17 protein-coding genes are annotated in these 17,960 nt (G+C 38.8%); 5 read left to right on the forward strand and 12 right to left on the reverse strand.

The annotated features are described in order from the left end of the window. Window positions 1–26 precede the first annotated feature (26 nt). Both ACKXGF_RS13805 and ACKXGF_RS13810 read right to left on the reverse strand, forming a co-directional pair. Entirely contained in the window at window positions 27–1,073 is a 1,047-nt protein-coding gene (locus ACKXGF_RS13805) for an SDR family NAD(P)-dependent oxidoreductase (RefSeq protein ID WP_411954271.1), read from the reverse strand. Between the two features lie 249 nt (window positions 1,074–1,322). Beyond that, window positions 1,323–2,957, reverse strand: coding sequence for a BCCT family transporter (locus ACKXGF_RS13810; RefSeq protein WP_411954272.1), 1,635 nt, complete (start codon window positions 2,955–2,957; stop codon window positions 1,323–1,325). Between the two features lie 388 nt (window positions 2,958–3,345). Between ACKXGF_RS13810 and ACKXGF_RS13815 the strand changes: the two genes are divergently transcribed. Together ACKXGF_RS13815 and ACKXGF_RS13820 are read left to right on the forward strand one after the other, a co-directional pair. Further along, window positions 3,346–3,978, forward strand: coding sequence for an NUDIX hydrolase (locus ACKXGF_RS13815; protein WP_411954273.1), 633 nt, complete (start codon window positions 3,346–3,348; stop codon window positions 3,976–3,978). Between the two features lie 161 nt (window positions 3,979–4,139). Further along, window positions 4,140–5,042 carry a MerR family transcriptional regulator gene (locus ACKXGF_RS13820; protein ID WP_411954274.1) on the forward strand — a complete coding sequence of 301 codons (903 nt, stop codon included), beginning with the start codon at window positions 4,140–4,142 and terminating at the stop codon, window positions 5,040–5,042. A 27-nt stretch (window positions 5,043–5,069) separates the two neighbouring features. Here the strand turns inward: ACKXGF_RS13820 and ectB are convergent, their stop codons facing one another. The 7 genes from ectB to ACKXGF_RS13855 all read right to left on the reverse strand — a co-directional run bounded on the left by ectB (window position 5,070) and on the right by ACKXGF_RS13855 (window position 12,163). Then, window positions 5,070–6,347, reverse strand: a complete 1,278-nt coding sequence (ectB, locus tag ACKXGF_RS13825; protein ID WP_411954275.1) for a diaminobutyrate--2-oxoglutarate transaminase — start codon at window positions 6,345–6,347, stop codon at window positions 5,070–5,072. Window positions 6,348–6,424: 77 nt separating this feature from the next. Then, complete coding sequence (ectA, locus tag ACKXGF_RS13830; protein ID WP_411954276.1) at window positions 6,425–6,982, reverse strand: diaminobutyrate acetyltransferase; 558 nt, start codon at window positions 6,980–6,982, stop codon at window positions 6,425–6,427. Window positions 6,983–7,210: 228 nt separating this feature from the next. Then, complete coding sequence (locus tag ACKXGF_RS13835) at window positions 7,211–7,909, reverse strand: VCBS repeat-containing protein (protein ID WP_411954277.1); 699 nt, start codon at window positions 7,907–7,909, stop codon at window positions 7,211–7,213. A gap of 152 nt (window positions 7,910–8,061) precedes the next feature. Further along, window positions 8,062–8,928 (reverse strand): MetQ/NlpA family ABC transporter substrate-binding protein, encoded by an 867-nt coding sequence (locus ACKXGF_RS13840; protein WP_411954278.1) that lies wholly within the window; start codon window positions 8,926–8,928, stop codon window positions 8,062–8,064. 13 nt (window positions 8,929–8,941) lie between these two features. Continuing rightward, the gene (locus ACKXGF_RS13845; protein WP_411955600.1) at window positions 8,942–9,604 is read right to left on the reverse strand and encodes a methionine ABC transporter permease; all 663 of its coding nucleotides are present in this window, start codon (window positions 9,602–9,604) and stop codon (window positions 8,942–8,944) included. Then, entirely contained in the window at window positions 9,597–10,346 is a 750-nt protein-coding gene (locus ACKXGF_RS13850; protein ID WP_411954279.1) for a methionine ABC transporter ATP-binding protein, read from the reverse strand. Before ACKXGF_RS13850 ends, ACKXGF_RS13845 begins: the two co-directional genes overlap by 8 nt. Window positions 10,347–10,612: 266 nt before the next feature. Continuing rightward, the gene (locus ACKXGF_RS13855; RefSeq protein WP_411955601.1) at window positions 10,613–12,163 is read right to left on the reverse strand and encodes a malate:quinone oxidoreductase; all 1,551 of its coding nucleotides are present in this window, start codon (window positions 12,161–12,163) and stop codon (window positions 10,613–10,615) included. A gap of 323 nt (window positions 12,164–12,486) precedes the next feature. Between ACKXGF_RS13855 and ACKXGF_RS13860 the strand changes: the two genes are divergently transcribed. After that, window positions 12,487–13,005 (forward strand): DinB family protein, encoded by a 519-nt coding sequence (locus tag ACKXGF_RS13860; protein WP_411954280.1) that lies wholly within the window; start codon window positions 12,487–12,489, stop codon window positions 13,003–13,005. 130 nt (window positions 13,006–13,135) lie between these two features. On the opposite strand, the gene ACKXGF_RS13865 is transcribed toward ACKXGF_RS13860, so the two are convergent. Genes ACKXGF_RS13865 through ACKXGF_RS13875 form a run of 3 tightly spaced genes read right to left on the reverse strand, consistent with a single transcriptional unit; the run spans window position 13,136 to window position 16,111 of the window. Then, window positions 13,136–13,627 carry a cupin domain-containing protein gene (locus ACKXGF_RS13865; protein ID WP_411954281.1) on the reverse strand — a complete coding sequence of 164 codons (492 nt, stop codon included), beginning with the start codon at window positions 13,625–13,627 and terminating at the stop codon, window positions 13,136–13,138. Between the two features lie 14 nt (window positions 13,628–13,641). Continuing rightward, the gene (locus tag ACKXGF_RS13870) at window positions 13,642–15,162 is read right to left on the reverse strand and encodes an ABC transporter permease/substrate-binding protein (protein ID WP_411954282.1); all 1,521 of its coding nucleotides are present in this window, start codon (window positions 15,160–15,162) and stop codon (window positions 13,642–13,644) included. Beyond that, on the reverse strand, window positions 15,155–16,111 hold the full coding sequence (locus ACKXGF_RS13875) for an ABC transporter ATP-binding protein (protein WP_411954283.1): 957 nt from the start codon (window positions 16,109–16,111) through the stop codon (window positions 15,155–15,157). Before ACKXGF_RS13875 ends, ACKXGF_RS13870 begins: the two co-directional genes overlap by 8 nt. A 251-nt stretch (window positions 16,112–16,362) precedes the next feature. Between ACKXGF_RS13875 and ACKXGF_RS13880 the strand changes: the two genes are divergently transcribed. After that, window positions 16,363–17,256 (forward strand): fructose bisphosphate aldolase, encoded by an 894-nt coding sequence (locus ACKXGF_RS13880; protein WP_411954284.1) that lies wholly within the window; start codon window positions 16,363–16,365, stop codon window positions 17,254–17,256. Between the two features lie 327 nt (window positions 17,257–17,583). Continuing rightward, window positions 17,584–17,931: a DUF4260 domain-containing protein gene (locus ACKXGF_RS13885; protein WP_411954285.1), complete on the forward strand. Its 348-nt coding sequence runs from the start codon at window positions 17,584–17,586 to the stop codon at window positions 17,929–17,931. The last annotated feature ends 29 nt before the right edge of the window (window positions 17,932–17,960 follow it).

Below are 17,960 nucleotides of genomic sequence, written 5' to 3' on the forward strand. Positions count from 1 at the left end.
AAATGAAATACAAACATGTCTTAGCTTTATAGATCTTCTAAAAATCCATCAACAATTCGCAGTAACATGTCATGATCCATATTTAAATCCTTTTGATTCGTCTGATTTAATAAGGCTGTAACATTCGTACGATCAAATGTGATGGATCGGTTTAAATATTGCTTAAACACCTCTAATGGTTGATTAAGACGTTGCTCTTCTTCTGACAATTCATCTTTTTCATTATAAGACACAATCTTAACTTGATCAAAATCCATGCCCTCTTTAATAGCTGTGAATATTTCACCATTTGTTGGGGGATTCGGATTTGTCGCATGATAAATCGTTCCTGCTTGGCCATGCGTTAGACTCGCATGGAGTACCCCGATGACAAAATCGACAGGTACCAAATTTGAAACAGTGTCTTCCTCTATTAACAAGTGGAAAATATGGTCATCTGATTTCCGTTGAGCTCGCTTTTTCAATAAATAGACGGTTCGTAAAATGCCATATAAACCAAACGTTGTATCAGCTTCGCCTGATTGAGAATTGCCAATAATAATAGCGGGTCTTACAATCATTGTCTTAAGATTGTCTTGTTCTGCCATCACTTCATGCTCTGCAAAACACTTACTTTCTTCATACGTATTGACGAAAGCTCCGTCTGTTGGATGAAGCGTTTCATAACCTGTTGTTGCCTCACCTAGGGTATAGGCCGTACTGACATGGATGAACGTCTTGATCCCAATCGATTTCGCAAAAGCCAATGCTCGTTTAGTTCCATGTAAATTTATATCAAATACAAGGTCTCGCTCCGCCTCATCAAATGATAAATAAGCTGCTGTATGATATAGCGCATCGATTTGTCCAAGTAAAGTTGCTTTCTTTTCAGGTGTTATACCTAACTCTTCTTGTAACAAATCCCCTTCGACGACGTGTACTAACTCTTGTTGTTCATCTGTAAGTGATTGATAGAGGGGTTCGAGTTTTTGTTGGTTACGAACTAATAAATAGACATGGTGATGATCATTAACGAGTTTCTGTGTTAATTGTGTCCCTAAAAATCCAGTCGCTCCCGTAATTAAAATATTCATAAATGCGCTCATACCTTCCTTTATTGCTGTCAATCTCTAGTCATAGTGTATATGGTTAATCGACAAAAATCTACCGTGATCAATAAATAATCATGAACTCATCTCTATTATATAACAAACCGCCACGATCTTTCATTTCTAATCGTCCTATTTTACTTTTTAAACAAGAACCCTAATACATATCCTGAAAGTCTAACCAATAAATTTAACCTCCCAGCAATAGCTGAGAGGTTAAAGTGTTGGATTCGATTAATTATTGTTCTGCTCGTATTCGTCTGTAATGACGTCATCAGCAACTTTATTTTCGTCGCTAAGGTCTTCAAGTGCTTGATAAATACGTTGACGTTCACGTGGTAGTGAACCATCATCGAGTTCTTGATAAAGGGCATATATCAAGCTATACATCATCAGGAACATGATAACCATGAATGGGAAGCCACCAATTAAGGAAGCTGTTTGTAAGCCTTCTAGTCCGCCTGCTGCTAATAGTACAGCGGCGAATAAACCTTCAATGATTCCCCAAGTGATACGTAAGCCGATTGGTGGGTTCATGTTACCCTTCGACGTTAACATACCAATGACATACGTACCAGAGTCAGACGATGTGATAAAGAATACTGTTAATGAGATCATCGCAATCACAATTAACACTGATGAGAATGGGAAGCCTTCTAGCATTGCAAAGAACCCTTGTGCCTCATCTTCCATGACAGCATCCATAATACTATTATCTGTAAAATGCTCGTTATATAGTGCCGTACCACCAAAGACACTGAACCAGAAAATACTGACAGCCGTTGGTACGAGCAGCACGCCGATTGCAAAGCTACGGATTGTACGACCTCTAGAGACACGGGCAATAAAGGAACCTACGAATGGCGCCCAAGCAATCCACCATGCCCAGTAGAAAATCGTCCAGGCATCATACCAGCCATCTGCACCTTCGCCTGCTGCATCAATTCCGAAAGACATGGAGAATAGGTTTTGTAAATAACCACCCGTACCATGTGTCATTGCTTCCAAAATAAATAATGTTGGACCTAAGATAAAGACGAACACTAGTAGCATGCCGGCAACACCTAAGTTGGCCTGACTTAACCACTTAATCCCTTTATCTATACCTGTAGTCGTTGAAAGAATGGCTAATGTTGTCACAACTGCAATAATAACCATCCAAAGACCTGTTTCATTTGGAATACCAAACAATCTCTCAAAGCCACCACCGATTTGCATAACACCTAAACCAAGTGATGTCGAAATACCAAATAATGTTGAGAATACACCGATAATATTAACCGTATTTCCCCAGAAACCATTTAAGTTGTCACGACCAATTAATGGCTCTAGCGCTGAACTTAATAGCATCGGTAAGTTTTTACGATAAGAGAAATACGCTAGTGATAATGCTACAACTGCATAAATCGCCCATGGATGTAAGCCCCAATGGAAGAATGAATATTGAAGAGCATCATGAAGGGCTGCAGCTGTACCACCTTCACCACCATTTGCAGGCCAATCATAGTGATTAATTGGTTCTGATGCACCCCAGAAAAGTAAACCAATACCCATACCAGCACTGAATAACATCGCAAACCACGCTGGCGTGGAATACATCGGCTTTTCATCATCTTCACCCAACTTAATTTCACCTAACGGGCTTAAAATTAAAAAGACGGTTACAATAATAAAAGCACTAGCACCTAAAATAAATGACCAACCGAGATATTCGATGATCCAATTGTAAGCACTATTAATATAAGTATCAAATCCAGGTAAAAATCCACCTGCCAAAACAAATAACAAACCTATTGTTATTGAAATTATAAATGCTGGTGTTTTGACAGCTTTACTAAAGGAAGTAATTCCTTTTGGTTTCGCTGACATAAACTTCTCCTCCTTATAAGTTTGATCTGGTGTCAATGAATTACCTAGTATGTCAGTTAAAATATGATATACATAACGATATACCCTTATTTACCGTTATAAAACATTTTCTTAGAAATAATTGCACTGTTCACATACTAGTAGGGAATCCTTGACCAATATTTTGATGGTATACTAGCGACATACGTTCAAAACCTTAACATAAAGAAAAATTTTAAACAACCCAACCTGACATCGCTCAACTATTGTCAACATCATTCAACGGTGAAATTCTCACTCATTCTATAATTTATTACGTAATTCGACATCATCTGATTTCATATCAAAGTTCATGCAAACTAATTATGAATCCGTTATGCTAGAAGAAACAGGAAGAAAGGGGATAGTCATGCAAGCAGACAATATTCATCACATTCTGAAACATCACCAACCCACATCATTAGGTCCACATAAACCACGTGAGTCAGCTGTCATTTTGCCACTTATTGAAAAAAGTGACGGTTTGCATATACTCTTTGAAGTCCGTTCGAAAACCATGAGAACTCAACCAGGTGAGATTTGCTTTCCTGGAGGGCGAGTAGATGAAGATGATGACAACGCGAATGAGGCTGCTTTACGTGAACTTAATGAAGAACTGGGAGTTGATCAAGATGGGCTTCTTTATACACAATCACTCGGCTGGGTACAGACACCCTTTGGATTGAACGTACATGTTTATGTTGGCCTATTAACAAATACGTCTGAGTCATCATTTGAGCTTAACCCTGGTGAAGTTGACGATGTATTCACTGTTCCTCTTCACTTCTTTTTACAAAACGAGCCAACCATTCATTATATGAATATGGCGATCGAACCCGACGAGGCGTTTCCAATAAGCGATGTCCCGAATCAGTCGCTTTATACGAAACAAACCTTTCAAATTGAAGAACATTTTTATTATTACGAAAATCGGGTCATTTGGGGGCTTACAGCAAGGATATTGAAAGAATTCATCCATATCTTGACCTCAGCAAAGACCTGATCTGCAATCATTATAAAAGGGAATTTAAGGTCACAAATTAAATATAGGAGTGATATAATCCCTAATGTCATACGCGTTCCAAATATTAAATACACCTCATCAGATATTTATTTTGCCTTATGTTGTATAATTTATGTATAATAAATATGAGGTGAGGAATTATGTACTCCATTAAAAAAGTAGCAGAGTTAACTGGAATCCCAACAGTCACCATTCGCGCCTGGGAGAACCGTTACCATATTGTCTCACCTTCCAGAAGCGAAGGTGGGCATCGAATATACAGTGACGAAGATGTTCAGTTGTTAAAATGGCTTAAGTATAAAACCGAATTTGAAAACTATAAAATTAGTGATGCAGTGAGGCTATGGGAGGAACAAGATGGTGAGATAACGCCTGTTTATAACACTCAAAACAGTCAATATTCTGATACGATTTACAAGCTTTATAACCATCTAACTGGGTTCAATACGAAAGAAGCGAATGATACCATAAACCTCGCTTTTTCTCAGTACGATTATGAAGATGTTATCCATCATATCTTTGTACCGATATTACATCAGATCGGAGATGAATGGGAGAAAGGCACATTGTCCGTTGCTCAAGAGCATTTTGCTTCTGAATTCATCATGCAACGATGTACAGAATTTTTACGAATATTACCTATTGATCATTCACTACCGAAAGCCCTTGCTTTTACACCTGAAAACGAACTCCATCATATTGGCTTACTTATGTTCAGTTTATTTTTACGAAAACAAGGGATGGAAGTACTTTACTTAGGTGCAAATACACCAATAGACCATGTCACACATGTGCTTGAGTCAAATGATATTAAATTAATCGTGACTTCTCTTACGTACCCTGATGATGAGCAACTCAGTAAATTAAAAGAGGGAATCGAGGAATTTATTCATCACTATCCAGAACTGGAAATAGCAATAGGTGGTGCTGGCATCTCTTCTAATACCATGCCACTTTCATCCGATCGTCTTCACCATTTAAATCAGAAGTCTTGGGATACCTGGTTTCAACAAACCATAAAAAAGTCTGACGCAACTATTTAGTTGTACGTCAGACTTCTTTTCTGTGATTTAGTTTAATACAGGTTCTTTCACTAGCGTCTTCACGCTTTCTTCAATAATCGCTAGACCCTGTTTCAATTCATCTTCACTAATTGTCATAGCTGGGAATAACTTAAACACTTCATCATTCGCACCAGCTGTCTCCATAATTAAGCCAAGTTCAAACGCTTGAGCTGCCACTTTTTCCGCCATGCCTTCATCTTCGCATGCAATCCCAACCATCAAGCCTCGACCTTTTACCGTCCCTTTTAATTCAGGATAATCTTTAACGAGACGGTGTAAGAATTCATGTGTCACATCAACCTTTTGTTTAATCGATGCCTCGAATTGGTCATCTTTCCAATAATCAAGTGCGGCTGTTGCTGTCACAAACGCGTGATTATTACCACGGAAAGTTCCATTGTGTTCACCAGGTTGCCAAATATCAAGTTCAGGCTTGCTTAACATAATCGCTAGTGGTAAGCCGTAACCACTTAATGATTTCGATAAGCAGACAATATCAGGGTCAATTCCTGCTTCTTCAAAGCTGAAGAATGTGCCTGTACGCCCAATTCCTGCTTGAATATCATCAACGATTAAGAGAATATCCCAACGTTTACAAATCTCGTCTAATTTCTTCAACCATTTAAAGCGCGCTGCGTTAATACCACCTTCACCTTGCACTGTTTCTACGATCATCGCCGCTGGAATATCAACGCCACTACCACCGTTTTCTAAGAAACGCTCTAAATATTCTAATGTCTCTAAGTCTTCACTAATGAAACGATCATATGGCATTGTTACCGCGTGCTCAAGTGGCACACCTGCACCTTTACGTTTCATTGCATTACCTGTCACTGACAGTGAACCAATTGTCATACCGTGAAAACCGTTCGTAAAACTAATGACATCCGTGCGGCCTGTTACCTTACGTGCTAGTTTTAAGGCACTCTCTACAGCATTTGTACCAGTCGGACCTGGGAACATCATTTTATAATCCATTTCACGCGGCTTTAAAATGATGTCATTAAATGCTTCAATAAACTGTCCTTTTGCAGTCGTTGCTTTATCCAACGAATGTGTAATGCCGTCTTGTTTAATGTAATCGATTAATGCTTCTTTCATGGTCTCATTGTTATGTCCATAGTTTAAAGCACCAGCGCCTGAGAAGAAGTCAATATATTCATGTCCTTGTTCATCCCACATTTTAGAGCCTTTAGCTTCATGAAACACTGTCGGAAAGCTACGGCAATAACTGCGCACCTCTGATTCGTATTTTTCAAAAATAGTCATATCTGTACGTGTCACAATCAAATCCCCCTAAATTACCCCTGCGGGTATATTGGTGTATATAATATTTCACCGAACGAACGATCAAAGTAAGCTTATTTTTCGATTGGCCCGATCAAAAAGCTTAATTCCGCTTCATGTTCATCGCTCGGGAATAAATCTTTTGAAAAGCATTCTGTTACTTCGCAAGTCGTATGATGTTCTGTTGCGAATTTCTTAAATAAAGCTTGGGATGCTTCATTAGATGGAGTAACCGTGGCTTCTAAATAGCGGACATCACGGCAAGCATCACGATCAAACAGTTCGTTTAATATTTTCGACGCCAGTCCTTTTCCACGTTGTGATGAATCGACGCCAATTTGCCAAACGAACACGACATCTTGCCTTTCTGGAGGTATAAATGCGGTGACAAAGCCTACCACTTTGCCTTCTTCCTTCGCTACAACACATGTTTCTGCGAAGTGTTCACACATCATAATGTATTTGTATGCTGAGTTCTGATCTAAAGACGAGTTGTTAACAAGTTCCCACATAGCTGACCCATCTTCAACACTTGGCTTCTCAAGCACCAGTGTATCAGTCGGGTTCAAAGTAGCTGTTTGAGTGTTAATGGTAACGACTCCTTTCAAATTTTGGTTAACGATTGTTTCCATAATTAATCATAACGAGCGCACCATTTTTTATCAAACAGGTTTAAGCTTGATTAATCATCATTCAACAAGCTTATTCGTGATGAGCCAAACTAAGAGTTAGGAACTTAATAAATGCTACCGTATTGTTTCGATTGCTTAGAATTATTCAAGATTTAATGATTTTTTCGAAAATTCGCTTTATGGAATGTTTTGAGGTGAAACATTAAAGGGTTAAAGATTTGAAGTGAATTAAACATTCGGTTGACCAAATACTTCTACATATTGTTGACTAAGTTCAAAATAATTGTCTTGCCAATCCAGAACCGTTTGAACATAACCAATCGCATCAGCATTATAACGACCAGCAATTCGTTGCAGAATCATTAGTTCGTACACACCATCGCCATCAAAATCGACTGGATACAATCCACTCATTGGATTGACCCATCCCTCAATCGGCTCTAGCAGAACACCGTCTTGATCATAAATCTCGTTTAAATACTCACTAGGTCGCAACGATAAATCTATACTATAAAGCTCTTGGTTACTCTGACTTAATACATGCACAAGATATTGATCCTGATAATTGACTTGATAAGCATACTGATTCTGAAATTGTTCACTATCAAATAACGTCGCTAACCGCTGAGGCTCATATTGAAAAACATAAGCATTAATTGTGGCACCACTGCCTCCTGTTTGAATCGTTAACACAATATCATCGACACCATTACCTGTTACATCGCCAAGCCAAATACTTGGATCATAACCTTCAGATTGACTGAGAGGTTGCCGAGCTATCTCGCCTGTAACCCCATTTTGAACATCAATCGTTAACCCCTCCCAATAAGGCGTATCAGGCTTATGCCATCCCCACACGATTACAACATCAAACACGCCATCACCTGTCACATCCCCATAAACCATTGTTGCTACTTCATATTGCATACTCATCGCTCCTTTTACTTTAATATAAGGTTTTCAAATTTGATGACTCATCATCGAATAGGCGTTACAGCAAATATGATGTCACCATTTTGAAAGCAAAAAAATCCCTCTAGCATCACTATATGCTAGAGGGACCATTAAGCATGATTATATTAGAATGCAGGAACTGATGCGCCGCCTTCACGTGATTCTAAGAATTCACGCACTTCTTCACTCGTCATCGCCTCAGCTAATTGTTGAATAAGTTCTGAGTCAGCATTATCTTCACGCGCAACTAATGTAATCGCGAATTTACTATCTTCTGTTTCTGTTACTAGAGCATCATCCGCTGGTGTTAAGTCAATATTGCCAGCATGCGTTGGGTTCAAGATAACCCCATCAACATCTTCATACAAACGAGCTAAAGCCGCAATACCTGCTTGCTCAAAGCTGTAGTTATGAGAATCTTCTTTAACATCTTCTAACCCATATTGTTCGCTGTCTGTATCCTTCATTTCGATCAGGTCATGAGCTGCTAATAATCGAAGGGAACGATCAATATTGGATGGATCATTCGCAATACCAATCGTCGCATCATCCGGAAGAGCTTCTAGACTATCATATTCTTTCGCATAAAGACCGAAATTCGCGAAATAAATCGGTTGAACTTCAGTTAAATTAGCGTCTTGATTGTTATTATATTGTTTCATAAACGGGACGTGCTGAGAAAAGTTAGCATCGATTTCTTCATTCGCAAGTGCTTCGTTCGGCTGAATATAGTCACCCATTTCAACGACTTCAACTTCAATATTCTCTTCAGCTAAGTTTTCTTTTGCAATCTCAACAACATCTGTCATGGGTGATTCAACAGCTGCCACACGCAATGTTTGTGTCTCACCTTCACTGTTACTGCTTTCATTCGTTTCTTCTGAAGAATCATTTGTTGATTCATCTGCATTTTCACCGTTGTCATCACTGCCACCACATGCAACTAATACTGTCACAAGGGTAACCATCATGATTAATAACCATTTTTTCATTTGAAACTCCCCTTTATCGTTTATCAATTTTTCGAGCTAACGTAATGCCAGCGTATTGGATGAATTGAACGAATACCAAAATAATAATGATGACATAAATCATCAAATCAGTGCGAAATTGTTGGTAGCCATAACGAATGGCAAAGTCGCCAATTCCGCCACCACCAACAACGCCCATAATCGTTGAATACGATATAAAGCTGATTGTTGATGTTGTCATGCTTAACACAAGTGCTGACCTTGCTTCAACATATAGAAATTTAAAAATAATATCCTTAATTGACGCACCCATCGATACAGCCGCTTCCATGACACCCTTTGGCACATCAAGCAGTGACTGCTCCACTAGACGGGAATAATGCGCCATCGCAATAATCATCATGGGTAAAGTCGCGGCTACTGTTCCAATTGCCGTCCCCATAACAAATCGTGTGAAAGGAACCATAAATATGACAAGTAATAGAAACGGAAAAGAGCGAATTAGATTTACAATTAAATTAAGTGATGAGAACACAAACTGATTTTCGAGTAGCTGGCCTTTACGACACAGAAATAGAAATGTTCCGATTGGAAGACCTACTAATAGGGCCGCTAAAATCGCAAACCCTACCATAACAAAGGTCTCACCGATGGACACCCAGATTTCGCTTTGATACTCGACTAAAACATCAGGAATCATTTGCGTCACCACCTGACCGTAGCCGTTTTACAAATCCTTCTGCACTATGCTCCATATGCTGTACGCCTGTTGGGTTATTCTCTACAGTATCGTATACTTTACCATCAGCCATTACCGTAACACGCTGACAAAGACTTTTAATAACCTCCATCTCGTGACTGACGATTACGATGGTGACCCCTAATCGCTCATTAATCCGCTTCAAGACCTCGAGCACTTCTGCGGTTGTATTCGGATCTAATGAGGATGTCGGCTCATCACACAAGAGCACACTCGGATTATTTACTAATGCGCGTGCAATGGCCACTCGTTGCTTCTGACCACCACTTAACTGACCAGGATATTGATTTTTTAATGTTTCTAAACCAACAAACCGTAAACTTTCTAATACGCGTTCCGCACGATCTCTCCTAGGCACTTTAGACAATTCAAGCGGCACAGCGACATTGTCGTAGACCGTTTTGTTTCCAACGAGATTGTACCCTTGGAAGACCATGGCTAACGACTGACGGATGTGACGAATTCGTTTATGCTTCACTTGATCTAACGCTTCACCATCAATGACCACACTACCTTCGTCTGGCCTTTCGATATAATTCATCATACGAATCAACGTCGATTTGCCTGCACCGCTAGCGCCAATAATGCCATAGATTTCGCCTGATTTAATACTTAATGAGACGTTCTTTATCGCTTCGAACGATTCGAACTGTTTGCTGACATTATGTAATGTAATCACAAAAAAACCCCTTTCTTAGATGAAAGGTGATTGAGAACTACTTTATTATAACTTACGTCCATATTATTGTCATTAGTTAACAGTAACTTTAATAGAGCACCGCGCTAAATTTTTAAATAATCCCTTTAAGTTTCGAAATAACTGAGATCAGTTATTTCAAAACTAAAGTTATTTATCTCATAAATTAGCGAATTCATCTAATAAATGAAAAGCTCATACAAAAGGCCCTTACGCACTAACAATACGTAAAGGCCTTCTATGATTAACTATTGATGAACTGTTTTTTCACTTAAACCAAGCGTCTCGTCAGTCGTCTCATGAACTTGACGAATCAACTCTGTATCATTACGCAACTCTGAACCGTACGACGGAATCATTTCTTGAAGTTTTGGCTTCCAATCATCCATGTAATCTGGGAAACACTTTTCCATAATTTCCAGCATGACATTTACTGCTGTCGAAGCACCAGGTGATGCACCTAATAAAGCTGAGATCGTTCCATCACTTGAACTGACGACTTCTGTTCCGAATTGGAGTGTCCCTTTACCGCCTTCTTCAGTATCTTTAATCACCTGAACACGCTGACCAGCTACAACAATCTCCCAATCCTCACTTTTCGCTTCAGGAACAAACTCACGTAATGTCTCCATGCGTTGTTCTTTTGACTGCATCACTTGGGAAACTAAATATTTCGTTAAGCCCATTTCCTTAGCACCCGCTGACAACATCGTAAACATATTGCTTGGACGAACAGATGTCATTAAATCACTTAAAGCACCTGTTTTTAAGAAGCGAGGTGAAAAGCCGGCGAACGGACCAAATAACAACGTCTTCTTACCATCAATATAACGTGTATCAAGGTGAGGCACCGACATAGGTGGCGCTCCAACTGGGGCTTTCCCATACACTTTCGCCTGATGCTTTTCGATCACATCTGGATTGTTACAAACCATAAACAATCCACTAACAGGAAAACCACCAATGCCTCTACTTTCAGGAATACCAGACTTTTGTAATAAATGCAGACTTCCACCACCTGCACCAATAAACACGAATTTCGCAGAATGATGTTGGATATCACCTGATCTTAAGTGGCGAACTTTTACATCCCAAGAACCATCCGCATTTTGAGTCAGATCATCGACATTCTGATTATATTGGACATCAACGCCTTGATCCGTCAGATGATCAAACAATTTACGCGTTAGAGCACCAAAATTCACATCCGTGCCACCGTCAATCTTCGTCGCAGCCATCGGTTCCTGATCTTGGCGACCATTTAGGATAAGCGGGAACCATTCTTTCAATTGCTCTGGATCTTCAGAAAACTCCATCGTATCAAACAATGGATGGTTCGACATTTTTTCATAACGTTTCCGTAAGAATTCAATATTGTCACGACCACGCACCATACTCATATGTGGAAGTGGCATTATAAATTCTTGTGGATCTTCTAATAGCTGACGATTAACGAGATAGGACCAAAATTGTTTAGACACCTGGAACTGCTCATTGATATTAATCGCCTTCTGAATATCAACTGATCCATCAGCTTGTTCCTTCGTATAATTCAACTCACATAATGCCGCATGTCCTGTTCCTGCATTATTCCATTCGTTCGAGCTTTCATCACCTGGTGTATCCAATTGTTCGAACACTCTAATATTCCAATCTGGCGCAAGTTCCTTTAACATTGTGCCTAATGTCGCACTCATAATGCCTGCACCAATTAGGATGACGTCTGTATTATTTTGTTCATCACTCATGTCAATCTTCCTATACTTGTAGTTTTTATTTAATAGTAATACTCTCTTAATCTATTATATAACAGTTACTATTGATTTAAAAGTAAGATTGATTTTTTGCTCGTAATTGTAGATTTTCTATCTAAGTTTATAAAACGACATTCCGAGCAAATTCTTAAACGAATTACTCGAAATGTCGATTCATTGTTTCGTATTGGAAGTAGAATCTAACAGACTATTCGTTAGATAAGAATGCAATCTCTGAAAGGTAGCTTGTAATAAAGCTACCTTTTTTGAATCTAATTACATCATAACATTAATTTCCATAAAATATCAGACTTTATTTTTTTCCATTTATTGATAAACTTTATATAGACTTGATGGGAGGTAATTGTGTGATTGATTATCGGATTAAAAACATTGGAAACTTCTCTCCAAAGATTGGTGAACTTGCATCGATGTTAGAGCATACAAGAGCAGTTACATTGCAAGAAATAAAGGATCTTAGTGAAAAAGATTTGGATTATTTGGTAGAGGAAAGCTCCAATACTATAGGTTCACTTTTGCTTCATATCGCCTCAATTGAATTTGTACATCAGGTTATATCTTTTGAAAACCGAGATATTAATGAAGAAGAACTGAAAAAATGGAAGTCTGCATTAGTACTTGGTGATGATGCTAGAAAAACAATTAATAAAAATACTATCAATTATTATATTGATGAATTATCTAAAGTCAGAGAGAAAACTTTAACACGCTTCAAAGAGTTAAACGATGATTGGTTATACGAGGAAAAGGAATGGGGAAATGGAGTTCCTTATAATAATTACTTCCTTTGGTTCCACGTATTTGAGGACGAAATCAGTCATCGTGGTCAAATTAGAATGATCAAACGTATGCTTCCGAAAAACTGATACGCTTTTTATCTATTAAATAGAATGACGTTAGACATATGTTTGAAAAAGTTGATCAATATAAAGTCTTCTTAATAAAAACACCAGAACGATGCAGTAATCATGCATCATTCTGGTGCTTGTCATTCCTTTATTCTTCAGGCGTTAACCACTTAATCACGTCCTCATGCTCTGGATATTGCTCCAACAAGTCCGCTTCATTAAACAATTCAAAATCCGCAAAATCAAATCCTGGTGCGACCATACAGCCGACAAGCGAATACGTATCACCTTCCACGACTGACGAGCCGAAAATCGTGTGCTTCGGGACTAATAACTGTGGCGTTTCACCATTCTCCAAATCCAAACCGAGCTTATGCTTCTGATACTCGCCATCTGGACTAATCGTGTGCACATACAGTGGACTTCCGCCATGAAAATACCATAGTTCATCAGACTGCAAACGGTGAAAATGAGAAACGTCTTGTGAGCGTAATAAGAAATAAATACTCGTATATAACGATCTTTCCGCACCACTTGCATCTGTCGTCAAATCCGATTGATAAGTCCCTCGGAAAAAGCCCCCTTCTGGGTGAGGCTCCAATCCGAGTTGATCAATAATCGTTTGGGCTGATTGTTTCATATCACGACCTCCTCTTACTCATCTAACAATCCTTCTTCAACTAAATACTCACGGGCAACCTCTTCTGCTGCTCGTCCTTCCGCTCCGACTTGGTAATTCATTTCTCGCATTTGATCACCAGAAATCTTACCTCCAAGTTGATTTAAGACTTCTTCTAATTCTGGATGTTCGTCCAGCGTTTCCGCACGCAATAACGGCGCTCCCTGATATGGCGGGAATAAATTTTGATCGTCTTCTAGGACGACGAGGTTATAACGTCTTAACTCGCCATCTGTCGCATAAGCGTCCATTAAATTGATATCGCCTTCTTCAATTGCTGTATATCGAAGCTGAGGCTCCATCGTGGTAACATCAGGGAACTCCAGACCATACACATCTTGAATACCAAGATAACCATCTTGTCGGTCACTAAATTCTAGTGTAAACCCAGCTTCAATCTCATTTTCTACCGATTGCAGATCAGAAATTGTTTCTAAATTGTATTCATCCGCAAACTCTTGCGTCGTCGCTAGCGTATACGTATTGTTAAACGCCATTGGTTCTAAGAAACGTAGGTCATACTCTTCTAACAAACCAGCACGTGCTTGATTATAGACAACTTGTGCATCATTACTATCAGCTGTTTCGTCTAAGAACTGTGATAATGCTGTACCCGTAAATTCTGGATACACATCAATACTGCCTGTTTCTAGAGCATTAAATACAAATGATGTTTTTCCTAAACCTGTTTCAAGTTCAACATTCAAATCAGTATCTTCTTCAATTAATAACTCGTACATATTAATTAAAATCTCTGGTTCAGTACCAAGCTTACCACCAATCACGATCGTATCATCATCTTGGCCTGTCACATATGGTACGACAATAAATAATAGAGAGATTAACACAATCACAATCATAGTAATGATCGACTGTTTGAATGATAAAGTTTCCATTTTGCGTAATAAACGATCGAAAAGTAAAGCTAGTAACGCCGCTGGAATCGCTCCTAAAACAATCAACGCAGTATCATTACGATCGATCCCGAGCAAGATTAAGTCACCTAAACCGCCTGCTCCAATTAAAGCAGCAATCGTTGTCGTCCCAACTATTAGAACCATTGAAGTACGAATACCAGCCATAATAACGGGCAACGCAATAGGAAGTTCGACTTTCATTAACCGTTTCTTCGTATTCATCCCCATGGCAGTCGCCGCTTCAATTAATGAACGATCCACTTCTAAAATCCCGGTATATGTATTGCGCAACACCGGTAATAATGCGTATAAAACTAAAGCAATCACAGCAGGTACTTTTCCAATCCCAAACAACGGAATAAATAAACCAAGTAACGCTAAGGACGGCACTGTTTGCGCTACGGCCGCTACACCAATAATCGGCTCAGCGATACGCCCTTTCCGTGTTAAATAAATCCCTAGTGGCACCGCAATTAACACGGCGAAAAACAAAGCAATAAGCGAAATTTGAATATGTTCGATTAATGCCTGCCACAACTCACCTTGCCTATTTTGAAATACATTCCACAATTCACTCATGACGTTCTCCTCCTTCATTCAAGGATGAAGCCACGTAGTCAATCATATGTTGGCGATTAATTAAACCTATAACATCTTGCTCGTCTTGGACATAAATAGATTCATCTTGTGATAATGCGCTCAACGTTTCTTCTAATGTCGCATCCACATCAATCACATGAGAGGGTTCGCCGCTTAACTCAACAGGTTCAACCATGTTGCGCAAATCAAAGCCAACTTCAAGCCCTTCTGGTGCTCCCACGAACTGCCTAACAAAATCATTCGCTGGGTCAGTCAATAATTCATGCGGCGTTCCTAATTGCACCATTTGACCTTCCTGCATAAGGCAAATCCGATCACCCAACTTCATTGCTTCCTCAATATCATGCGTCACGAAAATAATCGTCTTATTAATTTGATTACGTAACTCAATCAAGTCATCTTGTAACTTCTCTCGACTGATGGGATCAAGCGCACTAAAAGGTTCATCCATCAAGATCACATCAGGATCAGCTGCAAGTGCCCTTATCACGCCGACACGCTGTTGTTCGCCACCTGATAATTCATGGGGATAACGATAGCGATACGTCTCAGGATATAGACCCACCATCTGTAATAACTCCGTTACACGAGACTGGATATCACCCTTATTCCACTGCTTTAACTCAGGAACTACTGAAATATTTTCTTCAATCGTCATATGAGGGAATAGTGCAATTTGTTGTAAAACATAACCCATATTCCAACGAAGTTCATTAATATCATAATCACTGATCCGCTTCCCATCGACAAAAATCGTCCCCTCCGTCAATGGAATAAGCCGATTCATCATTTTAAGTGAGGTTGTTTTGCCACAGCCACTCGGACCAATCAAAACGAAAAATTCACCCTTCTCAATAGAGAAGTTCATATCATCAACAGCCAATGTACCATCTTCAAATTGCTTAGATACATGTTCAAACGTAATCAATCGCCTGTCCCCCTTCAGTAAACACCTTGTATTGTCATAAAATTATAACTACTTTATTATCATAACAAGAAATGATGATTAATCCCATTCAAATACTATGAAACATGCTATTTTTTGTCTAAAGCAAACAATGATACAATAAAATTACGAAAAAATGCCGAAAGTTCGAACCTTACTCGTACCATTTCAAGCTATTCAATGTTAAAATGAAAGTATGTGAGTCAAGATTATGTATTTTAGGAGTGAATAACATGAATCAAAAGCATTTTGACAAAATGAAAAACGGGCAAGGGTTTATTGCAGCACTTGACCAAAGTGGTGGCAGTACACCTAAAGCACTTGCAGGATATGGCGTCACAGAAGATCAATATTCAAACGAGAATGAGATGTTCGACCTCGTACACCAAATGCGTACTCGTATCATCACATCACCAGCTTTTAACACAGAGCAAATCCTTGGTGCTATTCTGTTCGAACAGACGATGGACCGGGAAATTGAAGGACAATACACAGCGGACTACCTAGCAAGCCAAGGCATCGTTCCTTTCTTAAAAGTCGACAAAGGACTAGCTGACAAAGAGAACGGCGTACAGCTTATGAAGCCAATTCATGACTTAGACGAAACACTTCGTCGTGCCAATGAGCGCAATATCTTCGGTACGAAAATGCGTTCTGTCGTTCATGAACCAAATGAAGAAGCCATCAAAGCTGTTGTCGACCAACAATTCGAAGTCGGTAAACAAATTATTGAAGCTGACTTAGTTCCAATTATCGAACCTGAAGTTGACATTAACAGTTCTGACAAATTGAAGAGCGAAGAGATTCTTAAAGACGAAATTCTTAAGCATCTAAACGCACTTAACGACGATCAATACGTGATGCTTAAGCTAACAATCCCAGAACAACCAAACCATTACAAAGAATTAATCGACCATCCAAATGTTGTGCGTGTTGTTGCGCTATCAGGTGGTTATTCACGCGACGAAGCGAACAACCGTCTTAAAGACCATGTCGGTTTAATCGCAAGCTTCTCACGTGCCCTTGTAACAGAGCTAAACGTCAATCAAACAAAAGAACAATTCAACGACGCTCTACAAGCAGCGGTTAATTCCATTTATGATGCGTCAGTTAATAAAAACAAATAAAAGCTATTAAAAAAGTAGCATTGATCATTAAGTAGTTCAGTTTTGGAGTGCAAATTTACAGTTTGCACCCTTAATTGAACTACTTTTTTATTTGAAATTGTACACTAAAATATGAATTTAATTATGTGAATTTTATAATTATTGGCAAATATATGGTAAGATAAGTTAAAAGATGTTTTTCAACTAACAATCGCAAGAATGCAATAAGGGGTTGTCGTTTCGGCAACTCTTATTGCGATAAAGGCAGTTGTTAGTGTAACAGTAGGTATTAACGGAATGAAGAATACAATATATTGATTAAATGATATTTTAGGGGGAGATGAGAAATTGAATAAAATCCTATTGCATATAGAAGGTCTAGCACTCCTTGTATTAAGTCTTTATTTTTACGGATATAGTCAATTTAGTTGGCTATTATTTTTTATCTTATTGTTAGCACCAGATATTTCAATGCTTGGTTATTTAATTAATAATAAGATTGGTGCAAGGCTTTATAATTTTTTTCATACTTTTACCATAGTGATTATAGTTATCTTTTGTGGGCTATTATTAGAGAATCAAACAGCTTTAGCAATTGGTTTAATATGGTCGGCCCATATTGGAATGGATAGAATGATTGGATATGGATTAAAGTACCCAACGAATTTTAAAGACAACCATATGAATCGAGTTTAAGTCTAAATTTCAATATTAATAACTAAGTA

This window comes from Alkalibacillus sp. S2W (assembly GCF_046764385.1).
Taxonomy (GTDB): domain Bacteria; phylum Bacillota; class Bacilli; order Bacillales; family Alkalibacillaceae; genus Alkalibacillus; species Alkalibacillus almallahensis.

What these genes read in the sequence shown, in the direction of transcription:
- ACKXGF_RS13805 (WP_411954271.1), bottom strand. Translation starts at nt 1,073, where the DNA reads ATGAATATTTTAATTACGGGAGCGACTGGATTTTTAGGGACACAATTA.
- ACKXGF_RS13835 (WP_411954277.1), bottom strand. Translation starts at nt 7,909, where the DNA reads ATGCAATATGAAGTAGCAACAATGGTTTATGGGGATGTGACAGGTGAT.
- ACKXGF_RS13865 (WP_411954281.1), bottom strand. Translation starts at nt 13,627, where the DNA reads ATGAAACAATCAGCCCAAACGATTATTGATCAACTCGGATTGGAGCCT.
- ectA (WP_411954276.1), bottom strand. Translation starts at nt 6,982, where the DNA reads ATGGAAACAATCGTTAACCAAAATTTGAAAGGAGTCGTTACCATTAAC.
- ACKXGF_RS13870 (WP_411954282.1), bottom strand. Translation starts at nt 15,162, where the DNA reads ATGAGTGAATTGTGGAATGTATTTCAAAATAGGCAAGGTGAGTTGTGG.
- ACKXGF_RS13820 (WP_411954274.1), top strand. Translation starts at nt 4,140, where the DNA reads ATGTACTCCATTAAAAAAGTAGCAGAGTTAACTGGAATCCCAACAGTC.
- ACKXGF_RS13810 (WP_411954272.1), bottom strand. Translation starts at nt 2,957, where the DNA reads ATGTCAGCGAAACCAAAAGGAATTACTTCCTTTAGTAAAGCTGTCAAA.
- ACKXGF_RS13815 (WP_411954273.1), top strand. Translation starts at nt 3,346, where the DNA reads ATGCAAGCAGACAATATTCATCACATTCTGAAACATCACCAACCCACA.
- ACKXGF_RS13840 (WP_411954278.1), bottom strand. Translation starts at nt 8,928, where the DNA reads ATGAAAAAATGGTTATTAATCATGATGGTTACCCTTGTGACAGTATTA.
- ACKXGF_RS13880 (WP_411954284.1), top strand. Translation starts at nt 16,363, where the DNA reads ATGAATCAAAAGCATTTTGACAAAATGAAAAACGGGCAAGGGTTTATT.